The organism is Methanothermobacter defluvii, assembly GCF_003385755.1.
In the GTDB taxonomy this organism is placed as follows: domain Archaea; phylum Methanobacteriota; class Methanobacteria; order Methanobacteriales; family Methanothermobacteraceae; genus Methanothermobacter; species Methanothermobacter thermautotrophicus.
On sequence record NZ_QREL01000001.1, the window covers coordinates 915,050 to 935,289 of the forward strand.

At 49.9% G+C, this 20,240-nt stretch carries 20 protein-coding genes and 1 pseudogene; 7 read left to right on the forward strand and 14 right to left on the reverse strand.

Going from position 1 to position 20,240, the window contains the following annotated elements; all coding sequences use genetic code 11:
• From C7452_RS04840 to C7452_RS04855, 4 genes and pseudogenes are all read left to right on the forward strand, one after another.
• Positions 1 to 223 (forward strand): annotated as a pseudogene (locus C7452_RS04840) (hypothetical protein); the annotation flags it as partial.
• 158 nt (positions 224 to 381) lie between these two features.
• Positions 382 to 2,181, forward strand: a complete 1,800-nt coding sequence (locus C7452_RS04845; protein WP_245942843.1) for a DUF1616 domain-containing protein — start codon at positions 382 to 384, stop codon at positions 2,179 to 2,181.
• 133 nt (positions 2,182 to 2,314) lie between these two features.
• The gene (locus C7452_RS04850) at positions 2,315 to 3,253 is read left to right on the forward strand and encodes an SDR family oxidoreductase (protein WP_115892397.1); all 939 of its coding nucleotides are present in this window, start codon (positions 2,315 to 2,317) and stop codon (positions 3,251 to 3,253) included.
• 64 nt (positions 3,254 to 3,317) lie between these two features.
• Positions 3,318 to 4,736 (forward strand): flippase, encoded by a 1,419-nt coding sequence (locus C7452_RS04855; RefSeq protein WP_245942844.1) that lies wholly within the window; start codon positions 3,318 to 3,320, stop codon positions 4,734 to 4,736.
• 70 nt (positions 4,737 to 4,806) lie between these two features.
• Here the strand turns inward: C7452_RS04855 and C7452_RS04860 are convergent, their stop codons facing one another.
• The 11 genes from C7452_RS04860 to C7452_RS04910 all read right to left on the reverse strand — a co-directional run bounded on the left by C7452_RS04860 (position 4,807) and on the right by C7452_RS04910 (position 13,143).
• Positions 4,807 to 5,802, reverse strand: coding sequence for a UPF0104 family protein (locus C7452_RS04860; RefSeq protein WP_238374224.1), 996 nt, complete (start codon positions 5,800 to 5,802; stop codon positions 4,807 to 4,809).
• 49 nt (positions 5,803 to 5,851) lie between these two features.
• The gene (locus C7452_RS04865; protein ID WP_010876016.1) at positions 5,852 to 6,598 is read right to left on the reverse strand and encodes a glycosyltransferase family 2 protein; all 747 of its coding nucleotides are present in this window, start codon (positions 6,596 to 6,598) and stop codon (positions 5,852 to 5,854) included.
• Entirely contained in the window at positions 6,591 to 7,778 is a 1,188-nt protein-coding gene (locus tag C7452_RS04870) for a glycosyltransferase (protein ID WP_010876015.1), read from the reverse strand. Before C7452_RS04870 ends, C7452_RS04865 begins: the two co-directional genes overlap by 8 nt.
• A 27-nt stretch (positions 7,779 to 7,805) precedes the next feature.
• Complete coding sequence (locus C7452_RS04875; RefSeq protein ID WP_048060801.1) at positions 7,806 to 8,798, reverse strand: NAD-dependent epimerase/dehydratase family protein; 993 nt, start codon at positions 8,796 to 8,798, stop codon at positions 7,806 to 7,808.
• A gap of 32 nt (positions 8,799 to 8,830) precedes the next feature.
• The gene (locus tag C7452_RS04880) at positions 8,831 to 9,706 is read right to left on the reverse strand and encodes a glycosyltransferase family 2 protein (protein ID WP_010876013.1); all 876 of its coding nucleotides are present in this window, start codon (positions 9,704 to 9,706) and stop codon (positions 8,831 to 8,833) included.
• Positions 9,707 to 9,708: 2 nt separating this feature from the next.
• The gene (locus C7452_RS04885; RefSeq protein ID WP_048060800.1) at positions 9,709 to 10,650 is read right to left on the reverse strand and encodes an NAD-dependent epimerase/dehydratase family protein; all 942 of its coding nucleotides are present in this window, start codon (positions 10,648 to 10,650) and stop codon (positions 9,709 to 9,711) included.
• Between the two features lie 203 nt (positions 10,651 to 10,853).
• The gene (locus C7452_RS04890; protein WP_048175248.1) at positions 10,854 to 11,435 is read right to left on the reverse strand and encodes a hypothetical protein; all 582 of its coding nucleotides are present in this window, start codon (positions 11,433 to 11,435) and stop codon (positions 10,854 to 10,856) included.
• Positions 11,432 to 11,719, reverse strand: coding sequence for a hypothetical protein (locus C7452_RS04895; RefSeq protein WP_048175247.1), 288 nt, complete (start codon positions 11,717 to 11,719; stop codon positions 11,432 to 11,434). Before C7452_RS04895 ends, C7452_RS04890 begins: the two co-directional genes overlap by 4 nt.
• Before the next feature lie 235 nt (positions 11,720 to 11,954).
• On the reverse strand, positions 11,955 to 12,302 hold the full coding sequence (locus C7452_RS04905; RefSeq protein ID WP_048175245.1) for a glycosyltransferase family 39 protein: 348 nt from the start codon (positions 12,300 to 12,302) through the stop codon (positions 11,955 to 11,957).
• On the reverse strand, positions 12,265 to 12,543 hold the full coding sequence (locus tag C7452_RS09045) for a hypothetical protein (RefSeq protein WP_048175244.1): 279 nt from the start codon (positions 12,541 to 12,543) through the stop codon (positions 12,265 to 12,267). Before C7452_RS09045 ends, C7452_RS04905 begins: the two co-directional genes overlap by 38 nt.
• 228 nt (positions 12,544 to 12,771) lie before the next feature.
• Positions 12,772 to 13,143, reverse strand: coding sequence for a glycosyltransferase (locus C7452_RS04910; RefSeq protein WP_170130293.1), 372 nt, complete (start codon positions 13,141 to 13,143; stop codon positions 12,772 to 12,774).
• Between the two features lie 94 nt (positions 13,144 to 13,237).
• Between C7452_RS04910 and C7452_RS04915 the strand changes: the two genes are divergently transcribed.
• The 3 genes from C7452_RS04915 to C7452_RS04925 are packed head-to-tail and all read left to right on the forward strand — an operon-like array spanning position 13,238 to position 16,169.
• Positions 13,238 to 13,933 (forward strand): phosphocholine cytidylyltransferase family protein, encoded by a 696-nt coding sequence (locus tag C7452_RS04915; protein ID WP_211305654.1) that lies wholly within the window; start codon positions 13,238 to 13,240, stop codon positions 13,931 to 13,933.
• Complete coding sequence (locus tag C7452_RS04920; protein ID WP_115892399.1) at positions 13,930 to 14,895, forward strand: NAD(P)H-dependent glycerol-3-phosphate dehydrogenase; 966 nt, start codon at positions 13,930 to 13,932, stop codon at positions 14,893 to 14,895. The genes C7452_RS04915 and C7452_RS04920 overlap by 4 nt, the downstream gene beginning before the upstream one ends.
• A gap of 20 nt (positions 14,896 to 14,915) precedes the next feature.
• On the forward strand, positions 14,916 to 16,169 hold the full coding sequence (locus C7452_RS04925) for an oligosaccharide flippase family protein (protein ID WP_115892400.1): 1,254 nt from the start codon (positions 14,916 to 14,918) through the stop codon (positions 16,167 to 16,169).
• Between the two features lie 358 nt (positions 16,170 to 16,527).
• Here C7452_RS04925 and C7452_RS04930 read toward each other — a convergent pair whose 3' ends face one another.
• The 3 genes from C7452_RS04930 to C7452_RS04940 form a co-directional block, all read right to left on the reverse strand.
• A complete protein-coding gene (locus C7452_RS04930) occupies positions 16,528 to 17,634 on the reverse strand; it encodes a glycosyltransferase family 4 protein (RefSeq protein WP_115892401.1) in 1,107 nt (368 codons plus the stop codon).
• A gap of 250 nt (positions 17,635 to 17,884) precedes the next feature.
• Positions 17,885 to 19,069, reverse strand: a complete 1,185-nt coding sequence (locus C7452_RS04935) for a glycosyltransferase family 4 protein (protein ID WP_115892402.1) — start codon at positions 19,067 to 19,069, stop codon at positions 17,885 to 17,887.
• Positions 19,050 to 20,138 (reverse strand): polysaccharide pyruvyl transferase family protein, encoded by a 1,089-nt coding sequence (locus C7452_RS04940; RefSeq protein WP_170130294.1) that lies wholly within the window; start codon positions 20,136 to 20,138, stop codon positions 19,050 to 19,052. The genes C7452_RS04935 and C7452_RS04940 overlap by 20 nt, the downstream gene beginning before the upstream one ends.
• Positions 20,139 to 20,240: the final 102 nt, after the last annotated feature.

Sequence of the window (20,240 nt, forward strand, 5' to 3'; positions counted from 1 at the left end):
AACCATACCCATACAGAACCTCAAATACGCCAACTACGGCATCGGACTCCCCGAAACACCACTAACAACAACCTACACACCGGTAAGAAAGAACTGGGCAGCGAAACGGGAGATTGATGCTGTGGTGCCTGTTGATCTCAGTCTCACGGTGCCACCATTCACAGAACCCGGCGAATACAGGGTGAGGGTCTACCATATAGCCATAAGGTCACCGGGTACCTGATTCTGTCTGAATTCCATGCCAGAACTGTCCAGACCGGATATATCGAAACCTTATCTATTCTAATTTTATTATGTTCCACGGGCACTGATGGTAAATATTTATCAGTCCAGAATTGATAATAATCTACTTAATCAATTGCAGTGACAGGAGAATCTCATGTGAAGTTCAAAGCGAAAATCCTACTCCTCATAACAGGTATAATCTCAGCTCTTCTGATAGCAGCGCCCCAGTTTCACCTCAGGGTGGCAGGGCTCATCCTGTGTGTGCTGGTAACAGGTTACAGCTTCCTCAGACTTACCTGTCTTAGGGATACCCTGATCACCCCCATACCGGGGCTTCTAATACTGACCCTCAACGCATTCATTCTGAACTATACATACCTGAGAAATGTAAGGGCCCTCTACGCCCTCCCCGCCATACTCATACCAATCATCCTGCTCCTGAAACGCTCCAGAAAGGATGTTGAGGTGGAAAGCACCCAGATAAAAACCGCCAGAGAACTCGCAAAAAGAGACCAACCAGTGGAAAGCGGGGATGACTCTTCTGAAAGGAAAAACAGTTTAAAGGAAACCCGTGGGAGAGAACATGCACCATTAAGGGACATCCTGATTTCAGCTGTCCTTTCTGGTGTCACACCTCTCCTCATAGCATTCATCCACCTGAACCCGGTCAGGTTTGTGCTCATCATTATACTTATAGCCTCCTCGTCCTATGGCCTTGCAGCCGCCCTTCTACTGAGACTCCAGGGCTATGGAAGGCTCAGAAGGGCCGCATTAACCATACCATTCGCCCTTCTACTCACGCTGGTAGCTGGAACCACAGGAAGCAGATACGGGGTGGTGGTCCTTGGTGCAGCAGGTATACTATCAGCCCTTGTGGCCTACATAAGGAGGACCAGGCAGAGGATAGGGGAGATAGAGTCACTGCAGATGTCAGAGAGGGACATCCTCGAAAGGTACGGACTCGTCGAGGATGATGTAATACTGCATGTCCCGGAGATACCTGAAAGGGATCTCAGGGCAGTTGACCCTTCAGGGATAAAGAAGAAGGCCCTGAGGATGGGTAAAGAGAGGGATCTGGAGGGGGAGCTCAGAAGGGCATTCCCCGGGGATGAGTTCTGGATAGAAAAGGAAGCCAGAAGGAACCTGGCAGGTTTCAGTGACCTTCTGGTTATGGTGTTCCTGAGCATCTTTACCATCGCTGCAATCAATTCATCTCCCCGGGGCGTTGTGGAAGCCCTCTTCTACCTTCAGGTGCTCCTGATACCTGGATACATTCTAACAGCTGCCGTGGCACCCCTCAGAGACCAGTTAAGCGTCCCCGAGAGGCTCTTCCTGGGGTTCTCAGTAAGCATAATCATATCATCGGTGATAGCGCTCCTTATGGGTGGTCATGTTACCTTCAAGCCGCTTCTTGCAAGGAGCATATCTGCAATAAGCCTGATAATGACACCCGCAGCCTTTATAAGGCGTTACAGGGCGGGGGGACTTGCATACTCAGTTGATGTGAGGCGTATCCCATCACCCCGCAGTCTCTCAAGGGATGGTAAGGTATCCCTCATACTCTCGGCTGTACTCGTGGCCCTCGTTGCAGTCACGGTCTACCTGACCCTTAACCCGGTGCCCTCTGAGAGGTTCACCGAGTTCTACATCCTGGGGCCTGGTGGTAAGGCCTACGGTTACCCTGAGAATGTTACTGCCGGCGAGCGCGTTGAGGTAATGGTAGGAGTGGTGAACAGGGAGTACCGTAACGAAACCTACCGGATGGTGGTGAGAATAGGCGGAGATGTTTTAAGGAATGAAACCCTAAAACTGGGTAATGGTGAGAGGTGGGAAAAGAGGGTGAATTTCACAGTAACAGAGGCTGGAAAGAACCAGAAACTCGAATTCCTTCTCTACAGGTTACCTGACACAGAAAAGCCCTACAGGTCCCTCCGTCTCTTCATAAACGTCACATAGTTAATGCTTCAGATGGTGATCTGTAGGCATGAAAAACCGCTCAACAGATAAAACTGTGAAAAACCGCTCAAATCAACGGATAAGACTGATCAAATACTGACCGATCAAACTTCATCAGCCGGACAGGGATAATATGAGAGATATGGATGTAGCTGTAACAGGAGGACTTGGATTTATAGGTTCACACCTCACAGATGAACTCCTTGAGAGTGGAAACCGTGTCACCGTAATCGATGACCTATCAACCGGGAGCCCGGATAACCTCAGGGACCCCCACCATGAGGACCTTGAGATAATTGAGGGGAGCATAAATGATCTGGACCTTGAGAAGGTATTTCAGGGCAAGGACTACGTCTTCCACCAGGCAGCCCTGGCCAGTGTCCCCGAGAGTGTGAGGGACCCCCTCAGGTGTCACCGTGTCAATGCCACAGGGACCCTCAGGGTGCTGATGGCCTCCTCCAGGGCAGGTGTCCGGAAGGTTGTGAACGCATCAACCTCTGCTGTCTATGGGAACAACCCGGAGATTCCCCTGAGGGAGGACGCCAGGCCAATGCCCCTATCACCCTACGCAGTGTCCAAGGTGACGGGGGAGTACTACTGCCAGGTATTTGAGGATTACGGGCTTGAAACCGTCTCCCTGAGGTACTTCAATGTCTACGGACCCCGCCAGAGGCCTGATTCACAGTACGCTGCGGTCATCCCGAGGTTCATCGACGCCCTCCTCAGTGGCGGGTCCCCTGAGATCTACGGGGATGGAGAGCAGAGCCGTGACTTCATATACGTCGGTGACGTTGTAAGGGCCAACATCTTCCTGGCAGAGTCCCGTGGATCAGGGGTTTACAATGTGGCCGGTGGAAGTTCCGTTACAGTCAACAGGCTCTTCGATATAATTTCAGGGATCCTTGACTCAGATGCAGAACCAGAATACCTTGATGAGAGACCCGGAGACGTGAGGCACTCCCTTGCAGACACGTCCCGTCTCGCTGCAACAGGTTTCAGGCCAGAGGTTGGACTTGAGGAGGGGCTTATGAGGACCGTTGAGTGGTTCAGAAAAAGGACTGTAAATCCCTGACTCGTGAGGACCGTTGAGTGGTTCCGAAAAGACTGAAGATAGGATCCTCCTATCAGTGATTGAAATGAGTCATGCAAGAACCCTTGCAAGGAACACGGCATTCCTCCTGGTGGCCACAATCTTCACAAACCTTGCGGCCTTTGTATGGAACGTCTACCTCGCAAGGTACCTTGGAACCGCTGGTTTTGGTATACTCTCGACTGCGCTGGCCCTGACCGGCATATTCAGCATACTCGCAGATCTGGGTATAGGGACCTACATCACCCGGGAGATTGCAAGGAACCCTGGAGGGGCCGGGGAACTTGTGGCGGCGGGTCTCGGTAACCGTATCATCCTCTCATGCATCGTATTTGTGCTGATACTCCTCTTCCCCCTCATAGGACTGTACAGCGGGACTGCCGCTGCAGTCATCGTTTTCATAGCAGGGTACATGCTTTTGACCTCCTTCAGCTCATTCTTCAACAGCATATTCCAGGGTTTCCAGAGGATGGAGTACCAGACAGTATGGAACATCCTCAACAGCCTGTTCATACTTGTAGGTGTCATTGCCGTTGTCTGGCTGGGTGGGAGTGTTGTGCAGGTTGCAGTGGCCTACCTCATTGCAGCCGCCCTCTCACTTGTATACTCCGCTACAACATTCACCCGTCGTTTCTTCACTCCAGGTTTAAGTTTCAGCCGCGACATGATCAGGGAGGCCCTCCCCTTCGGGATAACGAGTGTATTCTCTCTGATATACTTCTGGATAGACTCCGTGATGCTCTCCCTCATGAAGGGTGATGTCTCGGTGGGTCTTTACAATGCACCCTACAGGCTCCTAACGGTCATCACATCACTTTACGGTGTCTACCTGACCGCTGTATTTCCTGTGATGTCCAGGTTCCACCTTGAAAGTGAAGATTCACTGAGGTTCACCTACATGAGGTCCCTGAAGTATCTCATAATCATAGCTGTCCCCCTGATCTTCACGGTGTTCACACTTGCGGGGCCCCTGATAGAGCTCATTTTCTCTGCGAAGTACCTTGAATCGGTCCCCGCCCTCAGGGTGCTCATAATCGCAACCGCCTTCATGTTCATAAATGGTGTGAGCTCCAGCCTCCTGGGGTCAACCAACAGGCAGATCACGGTCAGCAGGATAACGGGGGTTGCAGCCCTCTTCAATGTGACCCTCAACCTCGCCCTGATCCCACGCTTTGACTTTATGGGTGCGAGTGCTGCCACAGTAATGACGGAGGCCCTCATGACCCTACTTTTCCTCAGGACGGTGCGCGATCTCGGTTTTGGTCCTGCATGGAGGGACCTGCATGTTGCCTGGAGGATCCTCCTCCCTGCAGCAGCTTCAATCATCTTACTCCTGCTCCCCCTCAGTATACTCATAAGGATCCCCCTGGCCCTGGTTGCGTATATCGCCGGGATCCTCCTGACAGGTGCCCTGGACTCTGTGGACAGGGCTGTGGTGAGGTCAATCATCAGGGGCCAGAGATAAAAATCAGTTCATCAGGATATATGACCTCCAAAAAAACAGGACTATCAGAAATACATCACAAAGCCCCTCATCACGCCCTTATATCAAGGATATAGGACCTGACCTCATCAAATATCTCCCCGGCATAGCAGGATGAGAAGATGGCTCCCAGTGCTGTGACCATCCAGAATGATATTATACGGTCCACCAGGGCTATGCTTCCAGCCAGGAACCCGGGGACACCAAATACTACAAACAGTCCTGCCATTGAGACCTCCATTGAGCCCATGCCCCCTGGAAGGGCAGATAGTATGCCCACAAGGTTTGCCAGGAGGAATATTATTATAACTGCAGAGAAGGAGGTCTCCACTCCGAAGGCCATGAATACCAGGTAGAGTCTCAGGCACTCCATGAGCCAGGAGAGGAGTGAAAGGATGAATATGACTCCAAGGGAGGTGAAGTTGGAGTAGGATCTCGTGTAACCTATCATGCCCTTTATACCGGAGGTTAAACGTTCATAGAGGTTTTCAAGTGTTTCCTCAGATACTGGAAGTCTCTCAATGATGCTATGTATCCTCTGGTAGATCCTCAAACCCTTCTCCTCCCTCCAGTTAACAAGGTAGATGAGGTAGGTTATGAGGACAGATAGAATCGCCCCGAAGAGGGCTATTACCCTTATCACCGGCACCATCACGGCTGCAAGGAGAAGCAGACCCCCTCCTATCCCCAGATCAAAGAACCTCTCGGTTAAACCAGCTGAGAGACCCTCTGAGAGTTCAATTCCGTTCAGTTTTTTACCTGCTAGTGCATTCATGACCTCGCCAGCACTCCTCATGGGGCTGAGGTTACCGGCAAAGAGGCCGATGGTCTTCACCATGAAGTTGACCCGCATCCTCCAGGGCTGGCCTATAATGAAACCCCAGCGGAGGCCCCTAACAGCCAGAACCCCCATGTGGATGAGAAGTGCGATGGCTATGATCATCCAGTCCGCCATGTAGACTGCCCTGATGATCCTTGAGGGTCCCATCCATATTATGAGTGCCAGGATGAGAAGGATGCTCAGTGCAAAGAAGTAAAACCTTTTCATGGAGTCCATCTCCTCTCAGATGTGAAGGTGATGGGAAGCAGCTCCCACATCAGCCCCTGACACCGGATATCCTTCTGACGAAGAGCCTAACTATGAACCTGATGTACTGGAGGACGTCCCCGACCCCGATGTAGGACTTCTCATCACCATAGGTGCAGGTGATGGGGACCTCGGCTATCCTCAGCCGGTGCCTTGAGGTCTCACATATTGCCTCTGATTCATACACATAGTCGTCGTAGGGTATTTCGAGTATCAGGTGGGCGTACCTGGCTGATATTGCCCTGAAGCCGCTCTGACTATCTGTTATCCGGTACCCTGTGGCCAGTCTGAGTATCCAGGTGGTTATCCGGTTTGATAGCTGCCTGTGGAGGGGCATGCTATCATGGTTATTCCTTATGAACCTTGACCCTATGATGAAGTCGCCACCGTTAACCGCGGATGCAAGTTCTGGTATCAGGGAGGGGTCGTGCTGGCCATCGGCGTCCATGAATACTATGACATCGTAGTCTCCTCCAAGGGCCTCCCTTATACCTGTCTTGAGGGCTGCCCCCTTCCCGAGATTTTTGGGGTGGCTGATGACCCTTGCCCCTGCTTCCTCACCAAGGGCTGCAGTCCTGTCTGTGCTGCCATCGTCCACCAGGATCACGTCACCATGTTCAAGGGCGCCCCTCACAACGGATTCGACGGTCCTCTCCTCATTGAATGCAGGTATCACTGTGACCACCCTCATCGCGACACCTCCAGCGGTACAGTCATTGAGGTAATCACCACCCCTCGTGGGATCATGCTCATTCATCCTTCTCCACAAGTTCCCTTAGGGTCTCCTCAAATCTTTCGGTGATGCTTTCCCAGTCATTTGACTCCACGAAGCGCCTCCCTTTCTGGCCCTCCTCCCTGAGTCTGCCTGCAAGTTCCACTGCTACATCAAGAGTTTCCTCTGGTCTCTCTATGTAGTGGATGCCGTTGCCCTCACCGAACTCCATGTATATGCCTGGCAGCCTTGTGGCTATGACCGGCTTTGCCATTGCAAGGTACTCGTAGAGCTTTATGGGGACTATGTCCTGCATTATCTCCTCGTCTATGTGGGCGGGGAGTATGCAGATGTCAGAAGCCGCTACAAATTCAGGTATCTCACTGTAGGGCTGTCTCCCTGTCAGTATGAGGCTGTCCAGGTTGTTATCATCCCTTATCCCTTTAAGGTCCTCGTATGCGTCTCCATCCCCTACAACCATAAGCTTGATGTTCGGGTATTCCCCACGCCTCTCTGCCATTGCTGCTGCAAGTTCCCTGAGACCGGAGAAGTTGTAGAGGAATCCCATGAAGAAGAGGAGGATGTCATCATCCCCGACACCGTACCTCTCCCTTATGCGTGAACCGTCAAGGTCCGGGTCGAATTCTGCAAGGTCTATGCCCGCGTCTATGACCTCCGTCCTCCTGGCCCCCAGTTCAGCTGCCAGCTGGTCGAGCTTCCTGTTGATGGTGAGGACAAGGTCTGACCTCTCGATGGTCTTCCTCATGAGCAGCTTCCCCAGACCCTGAAAGGCCCTCTCTGGTATCAGGGTGTAGAGTACGTCGATGAGGTAATATACGAAGGGTATGCCCTGCCTCCCTGCTTCGATTGATGCTATGAAGGAGTTTATGAGACCAAATCCGACCACAAGGTCTGGTCTGAACTCCCTTATCTGCCTCCTTATCTCCCTCCCATGGGTGAAGGGTATTGAGAGGTAATCCAGTACCGGGACCCTGAGGTGGGCGGGCCTTATAACATCCACACCGGCGTCCTCCCGGACCTTCTGGACCCCCAGGTAGACCCGGCGGGGGTTCAGGATGCTTCCCCCCTCCTCCTTCCTCCAGTCTATGGGGTAGTCTATGACCCTCACCTCATGACCCCTCGCAGATAACCTGTCAAAGAGGTGGTGCTGCTGGTGGGGGTTCCTTTCTATCCAGTCCGATTCCTGTACAACCAGTATCCTCATATGCGATCAGAAAAAGAAGGTTTTTGATTAGAACTCTGCGCTCTTCCTTATGAGCTCCCAGTTCTCTGTGAACCACCTGTGGGTCCTCTCAAGTCCCTCCCTGAAGGATACCTGTGGCTCGTAGTCCAGGAGTCTTCTGGCCTTATCGATTGATGACAGGAGCCTTGTCTTGGCGTCCCAGTCCCTCCTCGGCCTGTAGACCACGCCTGCAGGGTTTTCTGTGAGCTCGTTTATGATACCCGCCATCTCTATGACCTGGTGCTCGGTCCCTGAGCCAAGGTTGATGGCCTCGCCTATGGCCTCCCTTCTGACACCCATGGCCATGAGGCCCCTGACTATGTCCTCCACGAAGGTCCAGTCCCTGGTCTCTGAGCCGTCCCCGGTTATGGGTAATGGTTGCTGGTTCATGGCCCAGTAGAAGAAGTTGGGGATGACGTTACGGTACTTCCCTGGGACCTCACCCGGGCCGAAGACGTTGAAGAACCTTGCATTGACTATGGGCATCTCGTAGAGGTTGTGGAAGTAGTTGGTGTACAGTTCACCGAGGAGCTTGGTGACCTGGTAGGGGGTGTGCAGTGATATTGAGATGTCGTGTTCCTCAAAGGGTATCTTTGAGTCCAGGCCGTAGACACCGCACCCTGATGATGAGTAAACGAAGCGCTCAACACCCACAAGCTGTGCATACTCAAGGACCTTCAGTATGCCCAGCCCGTTGACCAGGAGGTCCTTCTCCGGGTTGTCAACACTGTTCTGGTTTGCAAAGTGGGCTGCGAGGTGGAAGACGTAGTCCGGCCTCTCCTTGAATACCCGTTTAAGGACCTCATCGTCGAGTATGTCGCCCTTAACGAATTCTATGTTCTCATATTCCGGGATGTTCCACTCATAGCTTGATGAGAGATTATCCAGTATGATCACATTGGCCCCTGCCTTTGCAAGGTTCCCTGTGAGATTGCTTCCAACGCATCCAGCTCCACCTGTTACAAGAACACATTTACCATCATAAGCCCTGAATTCATCCATAATCAATCACCTTCCATCAGTAGATTCTGCAGTCACCTTCCATAGTGGATGATCATCCTCCTCATGGAGTCGAGGATGATGCCTGTGAATATGAAGAAGGTCCCGAAGAGTGTGAGCATCACCGCCACGATGGTGGGACCCATGTTCACACTTAAACCCGTTATGTAGTCCCTTATGAACATTAAACTTAGGATTGCCCCTGTAATCCCTATTATGAGGCCCGGGAGTGTGAAGTAGTAGAGGGGGCGCTTGAGTTCAAGGTCCCCTATGATCCTAAGGAGCACCGATACACCGTGGCTTATGGGGTTCCTGGTGGACCCATCCACATCATACCTCACTCCGACCTCCACCTCCACTATCCTGAGGCCGGCCTCGGCGGCGTCTGCAAGCATCTCGCTTTCAACCACGAAGCCCGGGTCCCTGAACCTGAAGTGGGGTATGCTGGCTGATGAGAAGGCCCTGAAGCCGCTCTGGGTATCGGTTATGTCCAGGCCCGTTGATATGTTGGTGGCCCTGTCAAGTATCTTCTGGCCCACCCTGCGGTAGCGGGGGGTGTTCTCGTCCCTCCCATGGAGGTAGCGGCTCCCGTTCACAACGTCGGCCTCCCCCCTCAGTATGGGCTCCACGAGTTTAGGTATCTCTGCAGGGTTGTGCTGTGCATCAGCGTCAAGGGTGACTATTACATCTGCATCTGCAGCCTCAAACCCTGTTTTGAGGGCTGCACCCTTTCCCAGGTTCCTGTGGTGCCTTATAACCCTTGCGCCTGCCATCTCAGCCACGTGGGCTGTCCTGTCAGCCGACCCATCATCAACAACGATAACCTCATCAACGTGTTCCCCTGTGAGGAGCACAACTGAACCTATGGCAACCTCCTCGTTGAAGGCAGGGATGACCGCGACTATCCTCATTTTCAGTCCTCTATCCTGTAGTACCACTTCATCCACTCGACTGTACGCCTGATACCCTCCTCGGGGGGTACCTGTGGGTCATGTTTGAGGTCCCTTATGGCCTTTGAGAAGTCCATGGTCTTCACCTTTGTGGTGAAGGGCTCTGACTCCCTGTAGGTGACTATGGAGTCATCTATCCCCACAGCCTCAAGGACCATGTCTGAGTACTCCTTGATGTCATGCTCCCACTCGGTTCGCCCGCCGACATTGTAGACCTCCCCGGGGATGAAGTTATCCACGATATTGGCGAAGGTCCTCACGGAGTCCTCCACGTAGTCGATTATCCTCTTATGGCCCTTATAGACGGTGTAGGGCTTCCTGTGTAGTGCATGGTAGATGAATATGGGTATGAAGCCCTTGTAGGGTGAGTACTTCTCATGGGGGCCGTAACAGTTCACCGGCCTCACACGGACAGTCTCTGTGCCGAACATCTCTGCAGAGTTCATGCACATGAGTTCACCGGCCCACTTGGTTATGGCGTAGTCATTCATCTGGTAGGTGTCGCTTATGGGGTTTTTGACCATCACATCCTCACTCATCAAACCACTGTAGTCCCCGTAGACCTCTGCTGAGGAGAAGAATATCATCCTGAAGCCAAGCTTCTCCTGCATCCTCAGCATGTGCTTTGTACCTATGACGTTGGTCTTCCAGAGGTTCTCATAGTAGTCCTCACCGTTCCATCTCCCGTACTCTGCGGCCAGGTGGTATACGTAGTCGAATTTATCTTCCTCAAAGATCCTCTCAACCTGCCTGTACTCCCTGACATCGGCCCTCATGTAGTCCTCGCGTTCTGTGTGCATGAGGTCAACCGCAAGGACCTCATGGCCCCTGTTCCTCAGTTCATTGACAAGGTTTGTACCTATGAATCCGGCGCCACCGGTCACGAGTATTCTCTGAGTTTCCATATTAGCATCACTCCCTATTTTGGATGATTTCCTGTAAGAATAAGGGTTTTCCTGGTAACATTATTCATGATATGAATGAATAAAGATTTCCTTCCCACAATATACGATTCAGAGTATATCCTAGTTTAACTCAAACTAGTTATTGAACTCGCCATATAAATAGTTTCAATCTGTTAAGCGAATCCATCCCTCGCCAGAGAGAATCACCTCAACATCCACTGAATCCTGTACCGGAGGGGAAGGATCCCGGCATATCTACTGAATCTTCCTGGCAATGGAACCCCATCCCTTGAATATATGACCCTGTAACCTTCAGGCAACTCTGTTTTACCCGTCCAGAATATATAGTAGTCAGGGTTCACTTCATAGAAGTACTTGAGGCTTAACTCCCTACGCTGTGGGTGGATTATCCTTGTGAATACATAGTCTCCAAGGTACCATGTGAAGGCAGGGCCCCTGTCAGCAGCTATGACCCTGTCCCTGTAGGAGGGATCATGGTTCATGAGCCAGGCGGCCGCCTCCCTCTCACCCTTAACTATCCCATATTCCTGGGGCATCCCTGCAGTGTAATGGATTGCCGAAGAGACCATCAGAAGGGTGACTGCAATGGACAGAACCGTCGATGCCCTCCTGGATCTCATCAAAGCAGATAAATTGTTCAGTGAAAGGGATATGGCGTAGGCGAGGGCTGGCAGGACTGTTATGATGTACCTGTCAGCCTTTACAGGGTGAAAGCTGTGCATGTAGAGGTAGGCCAGGACCCAGGCAGCCATCGCAAGGTTCATCTCAATGTTATCAGTGTTCCCCTTATCCAGAGGATTGAAAGTGCCCAGAGGAATATGAGGACCTCGCTAAGTGCAAAGGATATCCTTCCAAAGGTGAATATGAGTGCTGCAGATATTACAATGAATATAATCTTTCCCCTGAGGTTATCGGTTGATATGAGGTCCCTGTTCCTCCATATAATAATCAGTAAACCTGCTGATATGAGGGCCAGTATTATGAAGGCGATTGGTGTCTGTCCTGAAAGTGAGGGGTTCAGTACCCTGAGGTAATCCTGTGAAGGCATTGCTGAGATGTACTCTGGAAGGTGCTTGAGGTAGTAGAGGCTGTCTGTGCTGTAGCCAGGATTTATGGATGTGGCTGAACCGGTGACTGTGGATGAAACCTGTTTTGTGAAGGGTAGGGGTGTTCCGATGTTTCTGTAAAAAAGTACCCGAATGGGATGTAGAGGAGGACCCCAAGGCCAATTCCCCTGCCTATGTCTGGCAGCTTTAACCTGAGGGATGGGTCAGTGAGTATTATCACTGCAAGTGGGAGCAGCATAGACCCGATGTATATCTTGTGAGAAATGCTGCCATTGCAACCGGAAATGCAAGGTAGTAGAATCGGCTGTCACGCCTCCTTGCGATGAGTGCAAGGTAAACGGCCCATATAGAGAGGGAGATGGCCGGGACATCCAGGGCCCCTGTGGCTGCCCATGAAAGGACCAGGCTGAAGGATGCGAATGACAGGGCCCCTGCAAGGCTCTCCATTTCACTGAATCTCAGCTGGAGGAGGAGGTACATCCCGATGATACCTGCAACATAGAATGCCGCTGCAAATACAGTTATTTCACCTCCGAATCCTAGTCTGAAAAGGAAGGCCAGCACCGCAGGGAAGAATGTCACCTGTGAACCCGACTCTGAAAAGTAAGGCCAGTACCGCAGGGAAGAATGGTGCTAGGTAGAGGGCGTCGCCGGGTCCAAGGTGGGCCATTTTCATGGCATTGTTAACATACAGGAAAATGTCCCAGTAATAGATCCCTATACTGCTCTGGATAAGGACAAGGATAACGGCCATGAAGACCGAGAAGATGGCAACAACTGAAATGAACCTTCTATCATATGACATGATCGATACCCCTTGCACCAAATAACTTCAATCAACTTCCATCAGTGCATATCATTAATTGGCTGGACCCATATAAACCTCTGCATAGGTGCTCCAACCGGTTTCAGTGTCTGGAAGCCTTATGGGTGACCTTTCGGTAAATATCCCCAAATGTCTCTGATATTAAATCGAATACTTCCTTGAGGGTAGCCCTCGACATGGTCGGGACGGAGCCGTGGGGCTGTACAATTAGGGTACACCTGCACGTGATGCCAGTGTGGCTACAACGGCTGCAAGGAAGGTTCTGTGCTCATGGATATGAACAACATCAAATTCCCGGATCTCCCTCCAGGCAACATATGGGAGTTTAAGTGGTACCGGGAGGTTCATATTCCCTGCCAGGTACATTGAAAGGTCCCTGAAATAGTAGGTCCTTATGCCATCAACAGCGAGGGGCCTGTTAACCTCGACGTCAAGTCGCCTCTTGAACCCATCTGTTGTGTAGACCGTGACCTCATGTCCAGCAGACACCTGCCTCGATGCCAGGTCATAGACTGAACGGGGAGGACCACCTGCCTCCCATGAGGGTTTGAAGTATGGTGTTACATGAAGTATCCTCAATCCTATAAACCTTTTCCGGGGCCCGCTTACCAATTACAATTAAATAGTATGCAACATAAATCTGGTCTAGAATTGTTCTTATCTACATTTAAAGGTGATTCTTATCAGGGTTATTATTCTTGCTGCAGGAACCGGAAGCAGACTTGGGCATGGAATACCCAAGGCACTCGTGGAACTCGGAGATGGAAAAACGATAATGGATCAACAGCTCGAAAATATAGCACAGATAACGTCAACAGAAAACGTGAGGGTCGTACTGGGCTACAGGGGCCATCTCATAGAGGAGAGGTACCCCGACCTTGAATTCGTCTACAACCATCGCTACAGCGAAACAAACACCTCCAAAAGCCTTCTAATAGGGCTGGAGGACATGGATGAGGATGTGATCTGGATGAACGGGGACGTGGTCTTCGACCCATCCATCCTCAAGATGATAGGTGAGAACCCGGGTGAAAACCTCATCTGCGTTGACAACAAGAAGGTGGGGGAGGAAGAGGTTAAATACAGCCTCGACAGTCAGGGATTCATAACGGAACTGTCCAAGAATGTCACGGACCCCCTCGGGGAGGCTGTGGGAATAAATCAGGTCTCCAGAGAAACCATTCCCATGCTGAGGAATGCCCTCAGGGAATGCCAGGATCAGGACTACTTTGAGAGGGGAGTAGAAATTCTCATAGAGAACGGGGAAACCTTCAGACCACTCAACATAGGCGAAAGGTTCTGCATAGAGGTGGACTTCCCTGAGGACCTCGTGGAAGCCAGAAAATATTTCATGGAGAACCATAAATGATGGTCACGGTCATTGGAGCAGGGAGCTTCGGAACAGCGATAGCACAGGTCCTATCATGGAATGCTGAGAGGGTCCGCCTCATGGCCCGGAGGTCCGAAGTTGTGGAGAACATCAACAGGATGCACGAAAACAGCGCTTATCATCCTGGAGTGAAACTGAGGGATAACATAGAGGCGACACTCATGGACGGTTCCGTGCTGGAGGAATCCGAGTACGTATTCATGGCCGTGCCATCAGGGAACCTCAGGAGCATCGTAAGGTCAATGAACAGCAGCCTTGAGGATAAGAAGATAGTATCCTGTATAAAGGGAATAGAGCACCCAGGCCTCAAAACCATGAGCTCTGTTATAAGGGAGGAAACAGGGTCCAGGACAGTATTCAGCATATCCGGTCCCAACTTCGCCGACGAACTCATAAGGGGCATGACGTCCGGGATAACAGTGGGTGCCAGCACCAGATATGCGAGGGAAATTGCAGGGCTTCTGAAGTCTCCCCGCATAATCCTCGACCACTCAGAGAACGTTGAGGGTGTTGAATTCTGCGGGATACTCAAGAACGTCTACGCCGTGGCCATGGGTATACTCGACGGACAGATAACAGGCGAGAATCACCGCCACTCCCTCCTGACCCTATGCTTCAGGGAGATGAACCTGATACTCAATGAGATGGGGTACGGTGAACTCCATGACAGGTTCTGTGGATTTGGAGACTTTCTCCTCACATCAACAACCGATAAGAGCCGTAACCGCACCCTGGGGCTCATGCTGGGTAAGAAGATGAGACTCAGCGAGGACTCCACCATAACCATAGAGAGCCTCAGGTCCATAAGGGCCATAAGGGAGCTGACAGAGGGTCTTGAGCTGCCGGTCCTTGAAATGGTATACCAGACCATGCAGGAACCTGAAAACGTCAACCTCTACATAAGGGAATTCCAGGACAGGATATCCAGACCCGAATTTTAGGTAATCAGGAGTTTATTTCGATGAGTATCCGGGATCTCATGGGACTTATCAGGTCAGAGGAGTACAGGGTTCTCGCCGAGAACTTCCTCTCACTTTCAACCCTCCAGGTGCTTGTCTACATAATACCCTTCATCACCCTCCCGTACCTCACCAGGGTTCTGGGTGTCTACAACTATGGCCTTGTGAACTTTGCCATTGCATTCAACACCTACTTCATCATCATCACCGATTACGGTTTCAACCTTTCTGCTGTGAGGGAGATATCGGTGAACAGGGAGGACCCGCACCGTGTATCCGAGATATTCAGTTCCGTCATGTTAATCAAGGGGATCCTTGCAACCCTGAGTTTCTGCATACTCCTGCTCGTCATCCTTAACATCCCCCGTTTCTCGGTTAACTGGCAGGTCTATATCTTTGCCTTTGGACTTGTTATCGGGAATGTGATCTTCCCTACCTGGTTCTATCAGGGCATGGAGCGGATGAAGTACATAACCGTCCTTAATGTCCTCACGAACCTCATATTCCTTGCAGCCATATTCATATTCATAAGACGTCCGTCCGATTACCTCTACGTACCCCTTCTCCAGTCCATGGGGACCCTGACCGCCGGTGTGATTTCTCAGTGGATTATAAGGACCCGCTTCAATGTAAGGTTCCATCTACCACCCCTGAGGACGGTTTACGAGACCTTCAGGGACAGCACCCAGTTCTTCCTGTCAAGGGTCTCTGTTTCGATCTACACCAGCAGTAACTCATTCTTCCTCGGTTTATTCGCGGGTAACACCGCAGTGGGGTACTACTCCGCTGCTGAAAAACTCTACACTGCTGCTCAGGGCCTCTACAGCCCCCTGATGCAGGTAACCTATCCCTATATGGCCAAGACACGTAACAGGGCATTCCACAGGAAGGTCCTGCGCTACTCCCTCATCCTCAACACCATCCTCTGTGGGGGGATAATCCTCTTCGCGCCCACCATAATAGGAATACTCTTTGGCCCGCAGTACATGCCAAGTGTCAACGTCCTAAGGTTACTTGCCGTGGCCCTCATGGTGGTAATCCCCTCGATACTCCTGGGCTACCCCTTCCTCGCCGTTCTTGGACAGCAGAGGTACGCCAACGGCAGCGTGATAATAGGTTCAATTGTGCACCTGATAATGCTCCTTGCAGTATCGGCATTCATGAACATATACATCGTTGCATGTCTCGTGATAATAACCGAAACCATAGTCCTGGCAATAAGGGTCTGCGGGATCAAAAAACATGACCTCTGGTAGATGACTCCCACAGAGAACTGTCAGAAAAATTAAGGAGGCAGCAGCAAATATATAACTTTCCTTTTTTCACCCCCCCCAGCCCAGTTCATAGACTCTCCTGGATGACTCCGCCTCCTGTCGCTAGTTCACTAGACTGTTCACGATCATCTTCTCCCCTATAGATTGCAATAAAATATGCTTCGGCAAAGCACAACAACAGAAATCTTCATAGTCGCACTGAAAAGAATATTCTGCTATGAAAACCATTCCACAAGAAATGGTCGAAGAAACCAAAATTTATAAAGTCACCTAAAATAAAGAAAAGGGATTTCTAAACATATACACTGTGGATGAAAAACCATCTTAAGTGCTAATAATACTAAAAATCTAAGGATTCTATTACTTTTTTCAGGTCCTGTCGCATTTTTTCCATGCTGAATTCTTTTTCAGCCATTTTTCTGGCGTTTTTACCCATTTTCAGGAGTTCATGCTCCGGGAGGGACCTGAACTTTTCTATTCCATTTAAAAGGTTTTCAGGACTATTGTCATCAATGACGATTCCACATTTATATTTTTTAACCAGACCCGCTGCATCCCCCACGTCTGTTGTCAATATGGGCTTGCCCATGGCTGCGTATTCAGCGAATTTGGTGGGTGCAGCAACTTCGGCAGATTTATGTGATGGTCTGGGGAGAACAAGCACATCACAAGCACCATAATAATATTTAACCTCATCAAAAGGGACCCTTGGCAGATATAACGCATTATGTGATCTTTTCCTGTTTTTTGAAAATCCCGCATATAAAAAGAAAATATCTTTGTCAGAAATACCCTCACTTGTTTCAATGAGATTATCAACACCCTGCCATTTACTATCAGCGCCTATGTATCCAAAGGTTAGTTTATCCATTAAACCAAGATCTGCTTTCATTTTATCTTTTTCTGGTTCATCGAGAGGTCTGAAAAGATCTAAATCCGTGGCGTTAGTTACATAGTACAATTTTTTTTCTTCGATCCCCCTTTCTTTTAAATCCTCCATCATTGAATTGGAGACACAGACTATCCTATTGGAAGCCTTAAATGTTAAGAAAGAGATGATATTATAATAAATTTTTCTCAAGAAGCCTGTTTCATATAATTCCCTTTCACTTATTAGATCTCCATGGTTATCTAATATGATGGGAATACCCTTCAGCCTGGATAGAGAGGATATAAATGCGGATGGTGCCAGGTTACAGAACAGTAAATCATATCTATCTCTTGAGGTATTAATAAAGTGCTTAAGATGAACATTCAGAGGAGAAACCCTGATCACCGAGTAATTAAAGGGTGGTTCAAAGGACAATTTGTGTCTGCTATAAAAACCATAAAAACGCAGTTCAACTTCATGCCCCAGTGAAGACAAAATTTCTGCCTGCTTTTTTATTCTCAACCATAAAGAAGAATCTTCGGGAGGTGTTCCGATGATAACACTTAAAATTTTCATTATATCACCACTTTAACAGATTTTTCTCAGTCTTGGGACTCTGAGATGTTTATTGATCGTCATGGACGAGGATTACTAATGAGACATAAGGAAAGCAAGTTAATAAAGTTTACAGGCGCGTAGTGCCAGATTGTTCAACTGCGAAGGCTATTCAATGAGTAACATTCAATAGACAGAAGGTTCCAGAATATCAGCTCTGTTAAGGATGAAGACAATTCCAGATAATAAATCATCTTTTTAAGGCTGATCTTCATGACCTGTAGATGCGGAGGTGCTCATCAACACAGCGCTCAAGTGAAAACCTTTTCACCAGTTTCAGTGAGGCCCTCCCCATGGATTCCCTGAGATCCCTGTCAAGGGAGACCTCGATTATCCTATCAGCCAGTTCATCCGGATCGGCTGGAGGCACCAGGAATCCGTTCTCACCATCCATGACCTGTTCAGCCACTGCACCCACATCTGTCGCGATTACAGGTTTACCCATGGCCATGGCCTCCAGTATTGATATCGGGGTCCCCTCAGCAATTGAAGGGAGGACAAAGATGTCAGAGGCTGCCAGTATCTCAGGTATATCCTCCCTCCGTCCCAGGAAGGTGACTGCGCCCTCAATTCCAAGTTCCTCCACCATTTCCCGGAGTTTACCGTAATAGCCACGCTGGTTTTCAGGTATATCACCAGCTATGAGTAGTTTGAAATCCCTCACAGCCTCTAAAACAGCTGGAACAGCCTTCAGGAGGTGCTCATAACCTTTAACCGGGTTTATATTGGCGATGCAAGCAGCGACGGTTTCCGAGGGTGATAATCCCAGGGTTTTTCTGATCTGATCACGTCTATCAGCGTAGAGGGAGGGCCTGAACCTTTCAAGGTCGACGGGTTCATATATGATTGTGTACCCGTCACCCCCTGGGAGGTAGTAGGTGGCGAGGCCCCTGGCAATCACAACAATTTCATCAGCTATAAACCTTACAAGTGGCATCATGATCCTTATAACCAGTGGCGGGTAGAGGGAACTCATAAGGTGCCACACGACCTTTCTTCTGCAGATAAATCCTGCCACAGCAGCCTGGAAGTTGAGAACACCATTTACATGAACCACCTCTGCACCGGTTTTCCTTATTATCATCATCATCTGGATGACTGTGAGGGGAATACTTAAAACCCATATGAAATTCCTGATCACATCCCCAAGTCCCCTGAACTCCCTGAGCCCTGGCATGAAGAAACCCTCAAATTCCAGTCCGTGACCCCTAACGTATTCCTCAAGGGGGTTGTCAGACGATGAAGGTGCGCATACAACCGTCCTCACACCCCTCTCAAGGAGTTTCTCAGCTACCGCGACAGCCCTGACCTGTGGTCCGCCGATATAATTCTGCATGAGAACACTGATGACCCTCATTGAAGCACCTCCGATTACATCAACAAACTTCACCATCATCTAATGAAGGAAAACTCCTCCTGAGCTCTGACGCCTTCTTCTTTGCCATGTAACCCTCAGGGTTCCTGTAAAGATCCTCCACCCTTCTAATGAGTTCTCCGTTGCAAACATCATCCAGATCCAGGAGTGAATTCCCACTGAATCCAGCATCCTCCACAAGTGCCCTGTTTTTAGCCGCATATTCAACTATAATCGTGGGCAGATCATTAAGATAGGCGAAGAGTGCTGCATGGAACTTCATTGCTACGAATGCGTCACATGATGCCACAGCGCCGAGGGTATGGCGTGGATCCGGGTTGTAGTCCTCCACGGTTACCCTCTCATTCCCCACCTCCTCGGCTATTCTTAACGATATACTCCTGTCATCATGCGGCGGCATCCCATTGAATATGAATAGTTTAGCACTGTTTTCATCATCAAGGGCAAGCCACCTGCGTATCGCATCAGCAAAGCCCTTCACGAGAAGTTCATCCTTCCCCTCATCCCCTGTGTATATCCTGAAGTAGGGCATGGCTGAGACGCCAAGCAAACCCCTCTTTCTTTCCTGTTTTTCATATTCCAGGAAGAATGATAGATCCTGGGAGAGTTCAGCCCGCCCATCCACTCCCAATTCAGAGAGCACCCTCATGGAATTTGAATCCCTTACAATTATTCTGTGGGCCATTCTGCAGGTGTTCCTGATTAAGAATCTGCTCCACCAGTGAGATGGTCTCTCAATACCAATTCCCATGAAATATATTCTTTTTCGTGTTAATCTTGCCATCAGCGTCATGAGAAATATCTGGGCCAGCCTCATTAACCTTGCAGGGACCCTCCCATAATCAAAAAAGTGTGTCCCTCCACCCAGTATCACCATGGACGACCTCAGAAATGCCATGAGGAGTTGAGGTGAGATACCTGGGGGTACGGCTTTCACATCCACACCTCCGGGCAGAAATGGCTCTGATGCTGCCGTTACATTGAATCTTGCATCCCTGAATGTCTCCCTGAGGCCATCAATTAGGGAGTAGAGCATTGCATCATCACCGGTATTATTCCAGCCATAGTATCCGATTACAAGCACATCCATCTTAATCATCCGTCCTGTGAAGAGAGAGTACTGATCTTATATCAGACTACTCCTTTATACCATGCGATTGTATTAAGAACTTATCCGGAAAGCATGTATCCA